13 protein-coding genes are annotated in these 16,062 nt (G+C 68.8%); 5 read left to right on the forward strand and 8 right to left on the reverse strand.

The window, feature by feature from the left end:
- Positions 1-39: 39 nt before the first annotated feature.
- On the forward strand, positions 40-1,311 hold the full coding sequence (locus IM697_RS43130) for a metallophosphoesterase (RefSeq protein WP_228044409.1): 1,272 nt from the start codon (positions 40-42) through the stop codon (positions 1,309-1,311).
- A gap of 125 nt (positions 1,312-1,436) precedes the next feature.
- Positions 1,437-1,967 carry a nuclear transport factor 2 family protein gene (locus tag IM697_RS43135; RefSeq protein WP_194042937.1) on the forward strand — a complete coding sequence of 177 codons (531 nt, stop codon included), beginning with the start codon at positions 1,437-1,439 and terminating at the stop codon, positions 1,965-1,967.
- 211 nt (positions 1,968-2,178) lie between these two features.
- On the opposite strand, the gene IM697_RS43140 is transcribed toward IM697_RS43135, so the two are convergent.
- The 3 genes from IM697_RS43140 to IM697_RS43150 are packed head-to-tail and all read right to left on the reverse strand — an operon-like array spanning position 2,179 to position 4,329.
- Positions 2,179-2,838: a PaaI family thioesterase gene (locus IM697_RS43140; protein ID WP_228044410.1), complete on the reverse strand. Its 660-nt coding sequence runs from the start codon at positions 2,836-2,838 to the stop codon at positions 2,179-2,181.
- Between the two features lie 56 nt (positions 2,839-2,894).
- Complete coding sequence (locus tag IM697_RS43145) at positions 2,895-3,905, reverse strand: zinc-dependent alcohol dehydrogenase (protein WP_194042941.1); 1,011 nt, start codon at positions 3,903-3,905, stop codon at positions 2,895-2,897.
- Positions 3,898-4,329, reverse strand: coding sequence for a tautomerase family protein (locus IM697_RS43150; RefSeq protein ID WP_194042943.1), 432 nt, complete (start codon positions 4,327-4,329; stop codon positions 3,898-3,900). The genes IM697_RS43145 and IM697_RS43150 overlap by 8 nt, the downstream gene beginning before the upstream one ends.
- Before the next feature lie 102 nt (positions 4,330-4,431).
- On the opposite strand from IM697_RS43150, the gene IM697_RS43155 reads away from it, so the two are divergent.
- Complete coding sequence (locus IM697_RS43155; protein WP_194042945.1) at positions 4,432-5,022, forward strand: TetR/AcrR family transcriptional regulator; 591 nt, start codon at positions 4,432-4,434, stop codon at positions 5,020-5,022.
- A 664-nt stretch (positions 5,023-5,686) separates the two neighbouring features.
- On the opposite strand, the gene IM697_RS43160 is transcribed toward IM697_RS43155, so the two are convergent.
- The 3 genes from IM697_RS43160 to IM697_RS43170 form a co-directional block, all read right to left on the reverse strand.
- Positions 5,687-6,082: a hypothetical protein gene (locus IM697_RS43160; protein ID WP_194042947.1), complete on the reverse strand. Its 396-nt coding sequence runs from the start codon at positions 6,080-6,082 to the stop codon at positions 5,687-5,689.
- Positions 6,082-7,911 carry a hypothetical protein gene (locus IM697_RS45320; RefSeq protein WP_228044411.1) on the reverse strand — a complete coding sequence of 610 codons (1,830 nt, stop codon included), beginning with the start codon at positions 7,909-7,911 and terminating at the stop codon, positions 6,082-6,084. Before IM697_RS45320 ends, IM697_RS43160 begins: the two co-directional genes overlap by 1 nt.
- A 257-nt stretch (positions 7,912-8,168) precedes the next feature.
- Positions 8,169-9,413 carry an IS256 family transposase gene (locus IM697_RS43170; RefSeq protein WP_194037738.1) on the reverse strand — a complete coding sequence of 415 codons (1,245 nt, stop codon included), beginning with the start codon at positions 9,411-9,413 and terminating at the stop codon, positions 8,169-8,171.
- Between the two features lie 272 nt (positions 9,414-9,685).
- On the opposite strand from IM697_RS43170, the gene IM697_RS43175 reads away from it, so the two are divergent.
- Together IM697_RS43175 and IM697_RS43180 are read left to right on the forward strand one after the other, a co-directional pair.
- Complete coding sequence (locus tag IM697_RS43175) at positions 9,686-12,358, forward strand: ATP/GTP-binding protein (RefSeq protein WP_194042949.1); 2,673 nt, start codon at positions 9,686-9,688, stop codon at positions 12,356-12,358.
- A gap of 451 nt (positions 12,359-12,809) precedes the next feature.
- On the forward strand, positions 12,810-13,325 hold the full coding sequence (locus tag IM697_RS43180) for a DinB family protein (protein WP_194042951.1): 516 nt from the start codon (positions 12,810-12,812) through the stop codon (positions 13,323-13,325).
- Positions 13,326-13,550: 225 nt separating this feature from the next.
- Here IM697_RS43180 and IM697_RS43185 read toward each other — a convergent pair whose 3' ends face one another.
- A complete protein-coding gene (locus IM697_RS43185; RefSeq protein WP_228044412.1) occupies positions 13,551-14,351 on the reverse strand; it encodes a class I SAM-dependent methyltransferase in 801 nt (266 codons plus the stop codon).
- Positions 14,348-15,940 carry a radical SAM protein gene (locus IM697_RS43190; protein WP_194042953.1) on the reverse strand — a complete coding sequence of 531 codons (1,593 nt, stop codon included), beginning with the start codon at positions 15,938-15,940 and terminating at the stop codon, positions 14,348-14,350. The genes IM697_RS43185 and IM697_RS43190 overlap by 4 nt, the downstream gene beginning before the upstream one ends.
- Between the last annotated feature and the right edge of the window lie 122 nt (positions 15,941-16,062).

Consider the following 16,062-nt stretch of genomic DNA (forward strand, 5'->3'; position numbering starts at 1 on the left):
CCGTCAGCATGAGCGAACGTCAGAGAGGGCTGCAACGCCGTGGGAATCCTGCTCGGCCTGGCCATTCCGGTCGTAGTCGGCGTGATGGGCGGCCTGCACTGGTACGTGTGGCGTCGCCTCGTCCGGGACACGACCGCCCCGGGCACGGTGGGGCGACGGCTGGGCACCGCGGTCCTCGTGGCGGGCCCCGCGCTCATGCTGACGGTGTTCACCGGGGACCGGCTCGGACTGCCGTTCCAACTGGTCCGGATCGTCGCGTGGCCCGCGTATCTGTGGGCTGCCGTCGCCCTGTACCTGCTGATCGGCGTCCTCGCCGGCGAGGCGGTCCGGCCCGCGCTGGCACGGTGGCTGCGGCGCCGCGCCGGTCGGCAGGCGGCCACCGTACCGGCGCCGGCCTCCGAGCCGGTCACGGTGCCGGACGACGCGCCCGCCCAGCCGCCCACCGCCACCCCTACGACCGACCCCGGCGACGTCTCCCCCTCGGAGGTGACACGGCGAGTGTTCGTGGCCCGGCTGGTCGGAGGAGCGGCGGCCGCGGCGGCGGTCGGCACGGTCGGTTACGGAACCTACGGAGTGCTGCGCGGACCGCGGGTGAAGCGGGTGACGGTACCGCTGGCGAAGCTGCCCAGGTCGGCGCACGGATACCGGATCGCAGTGGTCAGCGATGTCCATCTGGGCCCGATCCTGGGGCGCGGGTTCACCGAGCGGGTCGTGGCGACGGTGAACGCGACCCAGCCGGACCTGATCGCCGTGGTCGGCGACCTGGTCGACGGGTCGGTGGACGACCTCCGCTCGGCGGTCGAGCCGATCGGCGGACTGCGGGCGCGTCACGGGGCGTTCTTCGTGACCGGCAACCACGAGTACTTCTCCGGCGCGGAGGAATGGACGGAGCATGTGCAGGAACTGGGGCTGAGGCTGCTGGCGAACCAACGCGTGGAACTCGCGGCGTTCGATCTGGCCGGCGTCAACGACGTGACCGGCGAGGAGCACGACGACGGCCCCGACCTCGCGGCCGCGCTGGCCGACCGCGATCCCTCACGGACCTCGGTCCTGCTGGCACACCAACCGGTGTTCGTGGACGAGGCCGTACGACACGGAGTGGACCTGCAACTGTCCGGTCACACCCACGGCGGCCAGCTCTGGCCGATGAACTACGTTGCCGAGCTGGCCAACCCGACGGTCGCCGGGCTGGAACGGTACGGCGACACACAGCTGTATGTGTCCCGAGGCGCGGGCGCGTGGGGCCCGCCGACCCGGGTCGGGGCACCTTCGGACGTGACGGTGGTGGAACTGGCGTCGCGCCAGGCGTGAGACGGGGCCGGCTGGGGTGTCGCCGGGCCGGCGCACCGCACGGAGGACAACCGAGTTTCTCCGCACCTCCCAGGTCCGGAGATCAGCAAGGCAACACCTACCGACAGACAACTATGGAGACAGCTATGAAACCCCGCAGACCCAGCCGCCGCGCCACCATGGTGGGCGTCGGCGTCCTCACCACCGCCGCGCTGACCGTAGGCACGACCGCCTTCGCCGTCACGGACACCGCGCCGAAGAAGAAGCCCGCCGCGGCCGCTTGGTCCGGCGCCAAGGACGCCAAGGAAGCGCGCAACAAGCAGATCGTGCGCGCCTTCGTGGACCTCGGCATCAACCAGAAGAAGCCGCAGCAGGCCGCCGACCGCTACCTGGGCGACCTCATCCAGCACAACCCCAACGTCGCCGACGGCAAAGAAGGATGGGTCACCTGGGCGACCGGGTTCGTCAAGGCGGTCCCGGACGTCAACGTGAACTTCAAGCGGTTCCTCGCCGACGGCGACCTCGTGACGGTGCACACGCACATCACGCTCAACGCGACCGACCGTGGCCTCGCGGCCATGGATATCTTCCGCGTAAAGAACGGCAAGATCGTCGAGCACTGGGACGTCTCGACACCGGTGCCCGAGAACTCGGCCAATGACAACGGTATGTTCTGACCTCCTATGAGCCCCACACGATGGTGTCGGGCTCCTCGCATCCTGCCCACTGCGTCCCGCCGACCGTCCCGGCAGGCGGGACGCAGTGCTGCCGGGTGAGGAGTGATGGGGGTGAACCTTCCGCACATCACCGTCATGCCGACCGACCGGCCGGCCCGGCTCACCGGCCGCTGCCCCGCGGCCTCAACTCATGCCGGGCGGCGGCCCGGCATCAGGGCGTGTTCGGGAACAGGGTCCGGGTCCGGGCGGGGTCGGGGGAGACGAAGACGCCGTCCGCCGTGACCAGGGCGATCGACGGGTCCTCGTCGGTGCCGATCGAGCCCGCCACGAAGATCTTCCGGTCCTCGGTACCGGTGACGTGGGCGAAGACCCGCAGGGGAGTTTCCACCGGGACCGGACGGTGGTAGCGCATCTGCAGCGAGACTGTCATCGCGGGGGTTCCGGCCCTATAGCAAGCCCAGCCCATCAGCTCGTCCAGCAACATGGCACTCATCCCGCCGTGGACATATCCGGGCGGGCCCTCGTGGGCGATCCCGAGGGTGCAGCGGCCGACGATGCCGTCGTCCTCGGGCGTGACCTGCATGGGTGGGGCGAGGGGGCTGCCGGGTCCGGTGACGGGGCTGTACATCCGTGCGCCGCCGGGGAACTCGTCCACGTCCGGGATTTCCCCCCGTACGCGACGCCGACCGGTCAACTGCCCGGTGAGCCGACGGACGCCGTCCGTCACGCGGTGCAAGACCTCGGCCGGGGCCGCGGTGCGTACGGTGGCGTCCACCAAGGCCCGCATTTCGTGGCCGAGTGCGGTGATCGCCCTGCGCTGGTGGTCCAGTTCCTCTCCTCGTGGTCGTGTGGCTTCGGTATGCGTCGTCATGAGTTCTGTCGGTGGCGCGCTCATCGGGTTTCTCGGTCGGGACTCTCGGGACGTGTTCAGCCGTCGGAGCGGACGAAGACAGGTTTGAGGTGCTTCTCGGGAAGGGCGTCGGGGAGTTGCTCCCAGTCGAGGACGTGGGAGACGACCCGGGCGGGGTCGACCTTGCCGGAGCGGGCGAGGTCCAGGGCGTCGGGGATGTGGCCTCGGACGTTGTCGCGGGCGATGCGCAAGGTGACGCCGGTGAGGTACATGTCGAGGAGGGGCAGCTCGCCGGGGCGGAAGTGGTTGCCCGCCGACTCGCAGATGCCTTCTGGGGCGAGGGACTTGACGGCGAGGGCGAGCTGGTCGACGCGGCCGGTGGCCTCGACGGCGAGGTCGAAGCCGTGCGGGACGGGTTCGAGTGTCTCGGCGGTGCGGGCGCCGTAACCCTCGGCGAGCCTGCGGTGTTCGGGGTCGGGGTCGACGTACAGGACGTCGGAGGCACCGAGGGCACGGGCGATGTCGCAGACGTACAGGCCGATGCTGCCGCGCGCGACGACCAGGACGCGGGCGCCCGGCTTGCTCTTCAGGTGCGGGGCGACCAGGCGCCAGGACAGGGACCAGTTGTCGCTCGCCGACGCCATGGCGATCGGATCGAGGTCGGCGGGCAGGGGTACGAGCATGGCGTCCGCCCAGGGGACGCGGACCAGGTCGGAGAAGAGACCGCCCCAACTGCCGCCGATCGGTGCGCCGTACATGGCCATGTGCGGTACGGCCGTGCAGTGGGCGGTCATCCCGGCGCGGCAGTGGTCGCAGGTGCCGCAGTTGAGGGACCAGGGGACGACCACCAGGTCGCCGGGGGCCACGGCGGTGACGTCGTCGCCGGTCCCGACGACCCGGGCCACGCACTCGTGGCCGAGGGCGAACGGCGGGTCGATGAAGCCATGCCCAGCCAGGATCGCGGTGTCGACGTCGCAGGTCGTGGCGGCCACCGGGGCGACGATCGCTTCCTGGCCGGACTGGAGCTTGGGGTCGGGGGCCTCGCGCCATTCGACGGTGTTGCGGGCGACGTAGGTCAGTTCACGCATCGGCCTGCTGCCCCTTCGCCAGGGCCACGAGGTCGGCGTAGCGAATGACGGAGCCGCCCGCGCCCCAGGTGCCGTCGGGCTGTTCGTGCACCAGCACCCACACGCGGAGGGCGTCGTCCCGGGAGAGCCCGGCGGCCGCGAGGACGGTCTTGGTGGCGTCCTCGACCAGGCCGGCCTTGCGCCGCTCGGACAGCGCACCCTGGGGGACCGTCACGTCCACGAGGAAGCGGGGCGCGTCGTCCTCGGCGGTCGTCTGCGCGCCCTCGGGCAGTTCGACGAGGTAACTCCACGCCTGGGTGCGGAAGAACGCGGTGTCGGGTGCGCCCTCCCAGCGCAGCAGGACGGCGGCCAGGTCTCGCTGGACGGTCTTGCGGCCCTCCTCGGTCAGGGAACCGGGCGGGACGGTGAGCCGGATCATCGGCATGGCGGGGTCTCCCTTCGGCCGCACACTCGGCCTATGACAGTCGTTATAGCCGAAGGTCACGCTAGACTATGACGAGCGTTATAGCCAGAGAGGGGTACGGTCGTGGCCGAGTCCAGCACGCCGTCACGTGAGCGCATCGTGGCCGGTGCGGCCGACCTGATCAGCCGGCGCGGCCTGAACGCGACCAGCATCCGGGAGCTGGCCAAGCACGCCAAGGCTCCGCTCGGCTCGACGTACCACTACTTCCCCGAGGGCAAGCGGCAGTTGGCCACCGAGGCCGTGCGGTACGCGGGGACGGCAGTCGCGCGCATCCTGCGCAAGGAGTTGGACGAGGGCCCGGTCGCCGGGCTGCGCGCCTTCCTCACCCTGTGGCGCGGCATCGTCGTCGAGAGCGACTTCCACGCCGGCTGCCCCGTACTGGCCGTCGCTGTCGAGGAACCGCCGGCCGACGAGATCCCGCCGGCCCTCGTCGCGGCCGCCGAGGCGTTCGAGGACTGGGAGCAGCTGCTCACCCAGTCACTACGGGCGCACGGCGCCGACCGCGAGCGGGCTCCCGCACTCGCTGCCCTGATCGTGGCATCCGTCGAGGGCGCCATCGCCATGTGCCGCGCCAAGCGCAGCATGCAGCCACTGGACCAGGTGGCGCAGCAGCTCGAAGTGCTGATTGCCGACGCGCTCGACGGTTCCGTCTGACGGCGGAGGCTGTCGGACTCAGGTTTCTATGCCGCCCGGATCACCTTGGATCCTCCCCGGTGAACACACACTTTCCGAGAGGGTAAGGATGGCGAGGACCCCACCGCTGGAGCCCTAGCTGCCTTCGTCGATGACTCGGAAGTCGACCCACCGGATTGCGCACGCAACGTCATCCGTACGCGCGTGGCTCGACTCACATCCGGTGAACCTCTCGACAAGCATGACCATGCTGCCGTACGGCACAAACCGAGGCCGTGCCCAATCCGTGCCCGTAAGAGCGGACAACCACGGTCAACAACGGTGCCATCAGGCCCCGGGAACAATGCCAGCACGGCGAATCCTCGCAGGTCAACGGCCATGTGGCCGCCCAAGCGCCGTCGCTTCCCAAGCTGAGAGCGCGAGTTCGATTCTCGTCACCCGCTCCAGGGCGAAACGCCCGGTCAACGGCCTGGGATTTGTTGGCTGTCAAGACCAACGCGGGGCACCGTGCCCTTCACGTGCCCCAAGTCGAGCGCGAGTGCATCCGGGATCGCCGCAGGCAGCCTCCGGCGTGGCCACCGACTCACCCACTCAGCCGCCTCCGCCCGCGATCTGGATCGGCCGCAGACAACACCCGGAACGGCTGATCCTTGTCTCCGCCGTGGCCCCCGCAATGTTCAACGCCTCAACTCAGCCATCCGGCAATGGCGTTGGCAAGGGCATCACCGCCATGCTGAACCACGGTTCCCGCCACCAGGGCGGGAAGTGCCTGGGCGACCCCCCGAAGTACGCCGACCTGTGCGTCGGGCGCAGCCAGCGAGGTGTCAACGGTGTCCGCCATGGCACGCAGGACCGCCGCGTTGGCCAGGCCCGCCTCGTTGCGCTCCACGTCGGCACGGAACGAGGCGAGAAGGTCTCGTACGGCCTCGACGTCGACGGCGCCCTGGACAGTCGCGGACTGGTATACGTGGGAGATGTTCTGCCCCACGACGTTCTGATTCGGGGCGTTGTTGTTGCCACCGATGCTGATACCCGAGCCGTGTCCCTGCTCCGGTTCGGGGCGACGCCGTCCCACCATCATCACTTGCCTCCCTGATTGCCGTTGCTCTGGCCGACCCCGCGGATGTCGCTGCCCGCGACGTTCTGAATGGGTGCGTTGTTGTCGCCGTACACCTGGATGTTGGTGATGACCGCGGCCACCTGCCGCTCGTACGGAGCGGTGTCAACGCCCAGGTCGTCGAGATACTCGGCGACGGTCCGAAAGATGCAGGTCTGCATCAACACGACGTGCCTTTTGGCGTCGTCGCTCTGGTGCATGTCGGTGACTTCTTCACTGGAGTATCGATCGCGCAGACTGACCGGATCCTTTTCCTCAGCGCGGCCGTCCTCGGCCTGCTCGCCGCGCCCAAGCCGCGCCACGAAGCGCCACAGCGCGAGGGGGCCCGCAGCGGCGTCCAAGAAAGACTGCGTTATGGCCCAGCCGAGCAGCCGTGTCCCGCGCTTGGCGATGGGGGTGTCGGTCACCCGCAGTTCGTTGTACAGGGGTGTCATCACGTGTGGCCGTACGGTGAGCCGCAGTTCGCCCGCCTCCAGCGCGGCGTGGACGAACACGCTGACCACGACCTGGCCGTCCCAGCTGACACACTGCGCCCGCAGATACAACCGGTCCGGCACGCTGGAGGGTGACCGGCGTCCCCGACCTCGCAGGTCCGGCAGCTCCAGTTTCGCCGCGCGGGTGCGCCGCAGCCACAGCGCCGACGGCAGACCGAGCACCTCCGTGACGGAGAAACCAGGCAGCGGATCAGTGATTTCCCGGGCCCCGCGCCCCAGCTCCCGCAGCGCCCCGCCCATCCGCCGCAACAGTTCGGCTTCTCCGAACGACTTGACCGATTCTTCCGGGTCCTTGGGCTTCAAGGGGATGTCGATGTCGGCGGAACCCCACACGTCGCGCCCGGCTCCCACGAAGTTTTCGGGCTCGTCGTACGGCAGCTCCCGCCTCGCCTGTTCGTTGCCTATGTGCGCCATCCGGCGTGCGCCCTTCGGGGCGGCCCAGGGCAGCCGATCGGGCGACACGCCATCCCGGACGAGCCGGGCCAGCGCCGCCCGCGCCGCGAGCCGGTCACCAACACAGGCCAGCGCGGCTCCGACCAGCAGCGCGAACGGCAATACGAGAAGCCCGATCCGCAGGGCGACGACTTCGCCACCGACTGGCTCGTATGGAACAACCGCGAGCACCCATGGGATGCACAGCACGAGATACGCCACCCGGGGCGAACCGGCCAGCCGCGACTTTCTTCCCTTGCGTATCGCCCGGTACGCGGCCCACCGCATCAGGAGAGCCACCAGGGCGACCACTGCCCAGACGACGGCCGCCCGCGGTGCCGCGTACATCACGAGGGCAGCGAGGAACAGCACCGCCAATCGTCGAGCCCACCGACGTCGCCGGGCACGCAGACTGTGCGCCATCACGGGTACGAGGTCGAATCCGTACGACGGAACAGGCAGCGGCGGCCCGTGCAGCACGTGGTCCACCACCCACTGCGCCACAGGCTCGCCCAGCGGCGGGCAATCGTCGCTGCCCTCCAGGTAGATGCGTCTACGGGTGCTGCGACGAGGCTTGTTCGGCTTCTTGCCCTTGCCTCGGAATTTGCGCCACCACGCCTTGACCGCTGCCACTCGGTCAGGACGCGTGTAGACGGCCTGGCACAGCAGCCTGGTCACCTCAGAAGAGGTTGGGTCCACCTCGCCGGCACGGCCCGCACCAGAGGTCGTGGGGTCGACCTGAATCGGCACCGCCGGCCCCTCGACGACCCCTCCCCCGGCCCGTCCCTGGGCCCGCAGCCCCCACCCCAATGCCATGCCGCCCCCGTTCGCCGATCCGGCGGGCATCATCACGGTGAATTCCGACAATCACCAGATCACAAACGCCACAATGCGCTCAACTCTCTGTGCAGAGCAGGGATTGACCGAATTCCGCTCCCTCGGAAAGGGGCTGCAGCTGAACGCTGCGCAGGAACGGCGCTCGCTTGGGGCGTGTAGGACGACTGGCGGTAATCGGGACACGGTCTCAGGGGCGCCCTTCATAGCGGAGCTCGGGCGACCGCTGTTCGTGACAGCGATTGGCGGCGAGGTTCCAGCGCTCGGTCATGTCCCGCTGGGTGGTGTAGTCACGGCAGTTGTTTCGGTTCCGGTTGTGGGGTGATCTGCGGTTCGGGTTCGGTTCGTTTGGTGGCGAAGAGCTCGGCCATGGAGGCTTCGGAGAGGTAGCGGCGGTCGAAGACCTGCCATTCGTCGTGGAGTTCGGCCAGGACCGCGGCGGCGAGTCGGTCCAGGGCGGCGGGGTTGGGGAAGACCTGGACGACGTCGGCCCGTCGTTTGATCTCCCGGTTCAGCCGCTCCAGCGGGTTGGTCGACCAGATCTTCTTCCAGTGCGCCGGCGGGAAGTCCGCGAACGCGGTGATGTCCGTCGCCGCATCCAGCAGCATCTTCTTGACCTGCGGGAACTGCCGTCCGAGCATGTCGGCCACCACGTCCAGCTGGGTGCGCACCTGCTCGCCGGTGGTCTGCGCGAAGATGGTGCGGATGGTGGCAGCGACCATCTCCCCTGAGCCCTTCTCGATCACGCTGAAGACGTCGCGGACGAAGTGAACTCGGCACCTTTGCCAGGCCGCGCCGAGGAAGACCGTGCGGATCGCGGCCACCAGACCGCTGTGGCTGTCGGAGATCACCAGCTGGACGTTCTCCAGGCCACGGGCGCGTAAGGACCGCAGGAACTTCGTCCAGAACGGCTTCGACTCGCTGTCGCCGACCATCAGGCCGAGAATCTCGCGGTGCCCGGTGGCGGAGATCCCGGTCGCGATGACCACGGCCTGCGAGGCGATCCGATGGTTGACCCTCGCCTTGCAGTAGGTCGCGTCCAGGAAGACGTAGGGGAAGACGGTGTGATCCAGTGGCCGTTCCTTGAACGCGGTCAGTTCCTCGTCGAGTTCGCCGCAGATCCGGGAGACCTCGGACTTGGAGATCCCGCTGTCCGCACCGAGTGCTTTGACCAGGTCGTCGACCGAGCGGGTCGAGACCCCGTGCACGTATGCCTCCATCACCACGGCGAACAGCGCCCGGTCAATGCGCCGGCGCCGCTCCAGCAGCGAGGGGAAGAACGACCCGGTCCGCACCTTGGGAATCTTCAGATCCAGATCGCCGGCCTGCGTAGTCAGCAGCCTCTCGCGGTGTCCGTTGCGCCATGTAGTGCGCGTCTGCGAGTGCTCACGCGGGGCAGCCCCAATGGCCTCAGTCGCCTCGGCCTCGATGAGTTCCTGCAGGATGCGCTCACACACCACCCTGATTGCTTCAACTCCGTCGGCCCGACGTAGTGACTCCAGCAGCCGCATCAGCTCAGACTGGGACAAGGCCATCGCGTGCTCCTCCGGTTGAACTGCCCGTTCACCAGGGAGACTTGCGCGATGGCCTGCCCTTGCTCAGGGAGCATGCACGGTCGACGGATGCACGCCCCGGGCAGACACCCGCGCGTTCCGGGACCACACCCGGCTACACCACTTCATGGGACGCGATCCAGCGCTCAGCTACCGTGTGCTGGGTGCGACCTACAGACCGTGCCTGAATACGCGCTTGTCAGCCTGCGCTCAAGGGAGCATAGATTGGCTCCAGTTGATCGTCAGGGGGAGCGGTGGCAGGGCGGGACCTTCGAACGCTGTTCAGCTCGAACGACCGGAGCATCGCCGCCAATGAGGCGTTCACGAACCGGCAGGCGCAGTGGCAGGCGGTGACGGCCGGCCTCGCCGATCACGTGCGGCATGTGACCCGCTCGGACTTCGACGTGGAGGACCTGGAAGCTCCCCGCCGCAACATCCTCGTGTTCCACGGAGTGGGCGGGATCGGCAAGTCCACACTCTCCCGCAAGATCGAGGCGTCGCTCGCCGGCAGCGAGCACCGTCCCGTGCAATGGGAATCCCCGTCCCACCCCGAGGAGCGGACGCTACCGGTCCGCATCGACCTCGCGCGCGCCGCGGGCATGGACTTCGAACGCGTCATCCTCACCATCCGCCTGGCCGTCGCCGCGGTCGGCCGGCCGATGCCCGCCTTCGACCTCGCCCTGCGCCGCTACTGGGAGCACAACCACCCGGGCGAGCCGATCGAGGACTACCTGCGCCGGGGCGGGCTGCTGAGCCGCTTCAGCGCCGCTGCCGCTCTGCCGCAGCAGATGCAGTCAGCCCTGAGCGACGTCGCCCAGGCCCTGCTGCTGCCCGGCACCGTCGGGAGCGCGCTCGGACACGGGGCCGGAGCGCTCATCAAGGCGTTACGCGAGCGGCGCCAGTCCGTACGCGCACTCGCCGGCTGCTCCCGTCTGACCGATCTCCTGGAAGCCGAGCCCGACCTGGACGCTCTCAGCTTCTACCCGCACCTTCTCGCCTGGGACTTGGCCCAACTCCCGGCCGACAAGAGCGCACTGCCTGTGATCCTGCTGGACACCTTCGAGGACAGCGGCGACCGCACCAACCGTGACTTCGAGCGCCTGCTCCAGCGGATCGTGTGGCTGATGCCCAACACGTTCTTCGTCGTCACGGGACGCAATCGCCTTCAGTGGGCGGAGACGAGCCTCGAAGGGCAACTCGACTGGACCGGGCCGTACTCCTGGCCCGACCTCGTCCCCGACATCGCACATGCCGGGTCGGGCGTATCCGGCCGCCAGATCCTGATCGGCGACTTCTCCCCCGAAGACTGCGAGGACTATCTGGCCCGTAGGCTCAACCGCGACGGGCAGCCAGTCATCGACGAACCGATCCGCCGGATCATCGCCGAGCGCTCCCACGGTCTGCCGCTGTACCTGGACCTGTCGGTCATGCGCTACCTGGAGCTTCGGCGCATCGGTAGTCAGCCGCAGGTCACGGACTTCGAGCATGACTTCCCGGCCCTGATCGCCCGTACTCTCAGAGACCTGACGGCCGAGGAACGCCACGTACTCCGCTCGGTCAGCCTGCTCAGCGCGTTCTCTGTGGCCCTGGCCACCCAGGCCGCCGGCATGCAGCACGACGCGCCTGCTCTGCGCTTGGCCCAGCGCCCCTTCATCCGGGAGTCCCCCTCCGGTGTGTGGCCCTTCCATGTTCACGACCTGATCCGCGCCGCCATTCGCAACGCGGACGACGGCAGTGACGACCGCTGGTCGGAGCAGGACTGGCAGCGCGCGGCCCAACGCGCCTTCCACGCTCTGGAATCAGAGTGGCGCCAGGACCCGCGGCGCAACCGCGCCGTCCTGGTCGGCTGCCTCCAGCAAGGACTGCTCCTCGCACGGGACTTCCAGCTCGATCTCGGCTGGCTCGCCGATGCCGCCTTCCAGTACGTAGAGGACTCGATCTGGGAGCCGCTGGTGCTCCCCGCTGCCGATGCCGCGTCGCCGAGGGGCAGGCGGACTGCTGCGGATGCCCTGGTGGAAACCCTCAGTGCCATCGCCCGGCGCCAGCATGAACACCGTGGACGCACGGTCAGTCGGCTCGCCGCCGTCCTTGCATTGGGGTTGCTCCCCGATGGCCTGGCCGAACTGCCCACGTATTACCGGGCGAAGGCCCAGCGGGATCTCGGGTTGACCGACGATTCGCGTCGCGGCATGCAGCGTGTCGCATCCGCCGGCGGTCGGCTCGCTTCCGCCGCTCAGCGGGGCCTGGCGCACCTGAGCCGAGTGTCCGGAGATTTTCCCGCAGCGGTGGAGGCCGCGGGGAGTCTGGGCTGGGCTGGACGGCACCATCGGGTGCTGGGGGACGTGTGGTGGGTGCAGGGAGACATGGAGCAGGCGGCAGCCGCGTATCTGGCGGCCCGGAGCGAAGCCGAAGAACACGGCGTGGTCGGCGAAACCGCCGTGGCCCAGGCACATCTCGCCTTCGCCGTATCCTTCGTCGACCCGCTTCGGGCCGACGACGAACTCGACCTCGCGGACCGGCTGCTGTCGCCCCTCAGCCTGCGCTCCAACGAGATGACCGCTCGCATCGCCACACTCGTGCGCGACGCAGGATTCGCCTCAGACCTGCCTGACCGAGCGGCCGTCCAACTCGCAGAAATCGGCGTCTCCGGCATCTCCTACGCCGCAGCCAAACTGCAACTGGCCCTGTGCTTCCACCACGCGGTCCTTGACGCCCAGGACAACCTCGCGGCCAGCATCACCCGCCTGCGCGAACTCACACAAAACGGCTACTACGCCTACTACGTCGAAATCGCGCACTTCATGGGCGACCTCCCGCTTCCCTCGAACACCGTGCAGGCACAGTGGATCGACGGGGAACAACAGCCCCGGGAACGATGGCGCAACATTGTGCTGGGCCGCCGCGATCACGTAGCTACGGTTCGTTGATCCGCAGTACACGGTCTGCTGCTGCCAGGCGATTACCCAGCGAGTCAGCGCAAATTCGCCGACGCAATGCGCCATGCCGACACGGCAAGCGTGCTGCCACACCACCCCTTGGGAGAAATCTGGGAGATGATCTTCTCCCAGAGTCTCTCCGTGGCCATCCCAACCCAACCGAGACCAACGCCCTGACCTGCACAAACGTCAGCATTGGCAGGCATCGGGCCTGTATGCCCTTCGTTCGGGACGAAGAGGTCGTGGGTTCAAATCCCGCCACCCCGACGCTGGTCAGAGGGCCTGGTGTGTAAGTGGCACCGGGCCCTCTGTCATACGTACAGCAGCGGCCCGGCGACCGGCGCACGCGGTGAGACCGCGCCCCCGCGATGACGCACTACTCGACAGGGTCGCGCTCATTAATCACTCGACCGCCGCTCCGGCCTGCGGGAGACTCCCCGCGATGACGCAACGAACCGATACGCCTCCCACCTGGGACGAACGTACGCAGCTGATCACCTTCCTGGACTACGCCCGTGACACGGCGCGAGCCAAGTGCGAGGGCGTGTCCGCGTCAGACGCCCGCAGTGCCCCGCTTCCCGGCTCACCCCTGATGACCCTGTGCGGGCTGATCAGCCATCTGCGGTGGGTCGAGCACCACTGGGTCCAAGTGATGTTCCTGGGAGAGGAACCGGCGGGTCCGCTCACACAGGCGAGCGACGACGACCCCGACCCCGAGATGCGGACGGCGGTCGACATCCCGTTGCCCCAGCTGCTCGCCGAATATAAGGAGCAGAGCGACCGTTACCGTCGCCTGCTGTCCGACCACGACTTGGACTCAAGGGCCAAGCGCCCCATCAGCGACGGCCGCCACGTGGATCTCCGCTGGGTGATGCTCCACCTCATGGAAGAGATCTCCCGACACAACGGGCATCTCGACATCGTGCGAGAGCTCGTCGACGGACGGACCGGTGTCTAGGTTCCTGCGGCTGGTCACCGGCGGAGCCGGAGTCCGGTCGACGCGGCGGTGACGGTGACGGTGCCGTGGGAGGCGCAGGCATGCTTGTCGAACCTCGTGACCGCGGGGGGCACCTCGCTGACCCGGCGTGACCGGCGAGGCCGGCGGGTGGCGTCCGCCTTCACCGGTGAGGTGGATCTTGCTGGCGCCGGGCCCGCAACGGTCACATGATCCGCCGGACAGGCCCTACGCCGCCCGGGGCTTCTCCGCCACGAGGAGGGTGTAGCCGAGGGTGCCGGCGGAGACGGCGGTTCGGGTCGCGGTCAGGATGGCCGGGGTCGCGTTCAGGTCGAGGCCGGCTGCGGTGAGTCTGTCCGGGGCGGTCAGCCGGAGGAGGTTCAGGCGGGCCTCGATCTGGTCGATCATGCGCAGCATCGCCTGGTCGTGGCGCTCGGTGCGGGTGGTGCGCAATCCTGCGGTTGCCAGGAGGTGGGTGTATTCGGCCGGAGGGCGGGCGTCGGCGATGCAGGCGATGCGTGCGGTGAGCGTGATGAGTTCGGGGGGCAGCCGGTCGGGGGCGGCGGTGACGTCGGTGATGCCGAGCCGGCCGCCGGGACTGAGGACACGGGCGAACTCGGCAGCCGCTTTCGTCTTGTCGGGGAAGGTGCACAGGGCGCATTCGCAGATCACGGCGTCGAACGCCCCGTCCGGGTAGGGCAGTTGCTCGGCGTCGCCGGTGGTGAAGGCGACCCGTTCGGTGAGCCCGGTGGCCGCGGCGGCGCCCTGGGCGAGGGCGGTGTTGGCCGGGGAGTAGTCCACGCCGTCCACGTGCACGCCGTAGGCATCGGCGAGGAGCAGGGCGGTGGTGCCGCGCCCGGAGGCGACGTCCAGGACCCGGTTGCCGGGGACCAGGCCGAGGGTGTCGGCGAGGCGGCGGGTGAGGGTGGTGCCGCCGGGGTGGTAGGAGTCGCCGAGGAGCAGGGTGACCGCGTCGGAGGAGTACGCCGCCGCACAACATGCCTTGAGGTCGTCGTCGCGGGGCATCATGAACTCCGTTCCGTGCGTGCCGTCTTGGAGCCGTACGGGGTGTCGGTGAGGCGGTCGGCGAGGGGCAGGGCGTTGGGGGCGACGTCGGCGACGGGCACTCCGGACATCGCCGCGCGGATCTGCTCGCGGTAGCCGACGGAGTTGTAGGCGCAGAACGGGATGAGCCGGCCGTCCGGTGTGATCTCCTCGACGCAGCACTTCATGAGCTGTTTGACGTTGAGGGTGTAGGGGTCCTGGAAGTCCTGTACGACGATCATGAACGCCTTGTCGCTGAGGTTCTTCACCGCTTCCGGCAGGTCGATGCCGCAGGCGTCCGCGCAGTCCAGGGCCTCGGCGGTGGCCCGCAGCTGCTCCTCGGTCGTCTCCGTGCCCATGAACGCGGAGGCCGACCAGAGCTTCTCCAGGGCCTCGCGGATGCCGGCGTCGGGCAGGACGCGGTTGGTGACGTAGTCGAGGTGGTCCTCCACGTTCAGCAGCCGCGGGATGGGGACGACGGTGCGGTCGCCGGGTGCGCCGTCGACGAGGAGGTAGGTGACGGAGCGGCAGGTGGGGAAGCAGCAGGGCACGGGGAAGAAGTCGCCCTTGGCGAACCACTGCGGGCGCTGGGCGTTGATGAGCCGGATCACGTCGGGGTTGGTGAGCCGCTTCAGCGGGTCGAACTCCACGTGCCGGCCCGAGTGGGTGACCGGCTGGAACGCCACCGAGCGGACGGCCGGGTGGTCGATGCCGTACTCGATGATGTCGCCCAGCTCGTGCTCGTTCAGGCCGCGTTCGACGGCGGCGACCAGGGTGACGGTCAGTCCGGCCGTGGCGCAGTTGTCCAGCGCCCGCCGCTTGAGTGTGCGCAGGTCCCGGCCCCGGATCTCCAGGTGGGTGCGCTCGTCGAAGCCGTCGAACTGGAGGTAGACGTTCACGGAGTGGCCGGGCGTCCGGTTGCGCTTGCCGAGTTCGGCTACGAAGCGGTGGTCGGTGGCCAGTCGGATGCCGTTGGTGTTGAGGGTGACGTTCTTGATCGGGCGGGCCTGGGCCAGGTCGATGAAGTCGAGGATGTGCTTGTGGATGGTGGGCTCCCCGCCGGAGAACATCACCACCTCCGCCTCTCCCTCCGAGGCGACGAACACGTCCAGCATGGCCGCACACTGTTCGCGGGTGAGGGCGTAGCCGTCGGGCTGGTGGCCGGAGTCGGCGAAGCAGATCGGGCAGTCCAGGTTGCAGCCGGTGTTGACCTCGATGACGCCCAGGCAGGCGTGCTGCTTGTGCTCCGGGCACAGCCCGCAGTCGCTCGGGCAGCCGTCCCGCACCTCGGTCTGAACGGCCAGGGGAATCGTGCCCGGCTTGTTGAAGCGGGCCGAGGCCATGTACTCCTCGGCGTCCCCGTAGACGTGCGCCTCGAACTCGCCGTGTTCGCGGCAGCGTTTGCGCAGATAGACCTTGTTCTCGCGGATGTTGACCTGGGCGTCGACGGGCGTCTTGCACAGCGGGCAGATCGACTTGGTGAACTCGATGAACACCTCCTCCCGGTCCCGCTTCGTACGGGCGTCGTCCGTCGCCGCCGACGGGACCGGTCGCGCCGGCTGGTTCACCGTCATCGTCTCCTCGCCTCCGCTTCACCGTCGTCGTACGGCACCACGCCCACGACGCTACGGCCGTACGGCACCACGTCCACGACGCTACGGGCGTACGGCACCACGTCCACGACGCTACGGCCGTA

It is taken from the genome of Streptomyces ferrugineus (assembly GCF_015160855.1).
Classification (GTDB): domain Bacteria; phylum Actinomycetota; class Actinomycetes; order Streptomycetales; family Streptomycetaceae; genus Streptomyces; species Streptomyces ferrugineus.

Coding starts and splice junctions, on each gene's coding strand:
- IM697_RS43135 (WP_194042937.1), top strand. CDS start 1,437: ATGAAACCCCGCAGACCCAGCCGCCGCGCCACCATGGTGGGCGTCGGC.
- IM697_RS43140 (WP_228044410.1), bottom strand. CDS start 2,838: ATGACGACGCATACCGAAGCCACACGACCACGAGGAGAGGAACTGGAC.
- IM697_RS43145 (WP_194042941.1), bottom strand. CDS start 3,905: ATGCGTGAACTGACCTACGTCGCCCGCAACACCGTCGAATGGCGCGAG.
- IM697_RS43150 (WP_194042943.1), bottom strand. CDS start 4,329: ATGCCGATGATCCGGCTCACCGTCCCGCCCGGTTCCCTGACCGAGGAG.
- IM697_RS43160 (WP_194042947.1), bottom strand. CDS start 6,082: ATGATGGTGGGACGGCGTCGCCCCGAACCGGAGCAGGGACACGGCTCG.
- IM697_RS43170 (WP_194037738.1), bottom strand. CDS start 9,413: ATGGCCTTGTCCCAGTCTGAGCTGATGCGGCTGCTGGAGTCACTACGT.
- IM697_RS43180 (WP_194042951.1), top strand. CDS start 12,810: ATGACGCAACGAACCGATACGCCTCCCACCTGGGACGAACGTACGCAG.
- IM697_RS43185 (WP_228044412.1), bottom strand. CDS start 14,351: ATGATGCCCCGCGACGACGACCTCAAGGCATGTTGTGCGGCGGCGTAC.
- IM697_RS43190 (WP_194042953.1), bottom strand. CDS start 15,940: ATGACGGTGAACCAGCCGGCGCGACCGGTCCCGTCGGCGGCGACGGAC.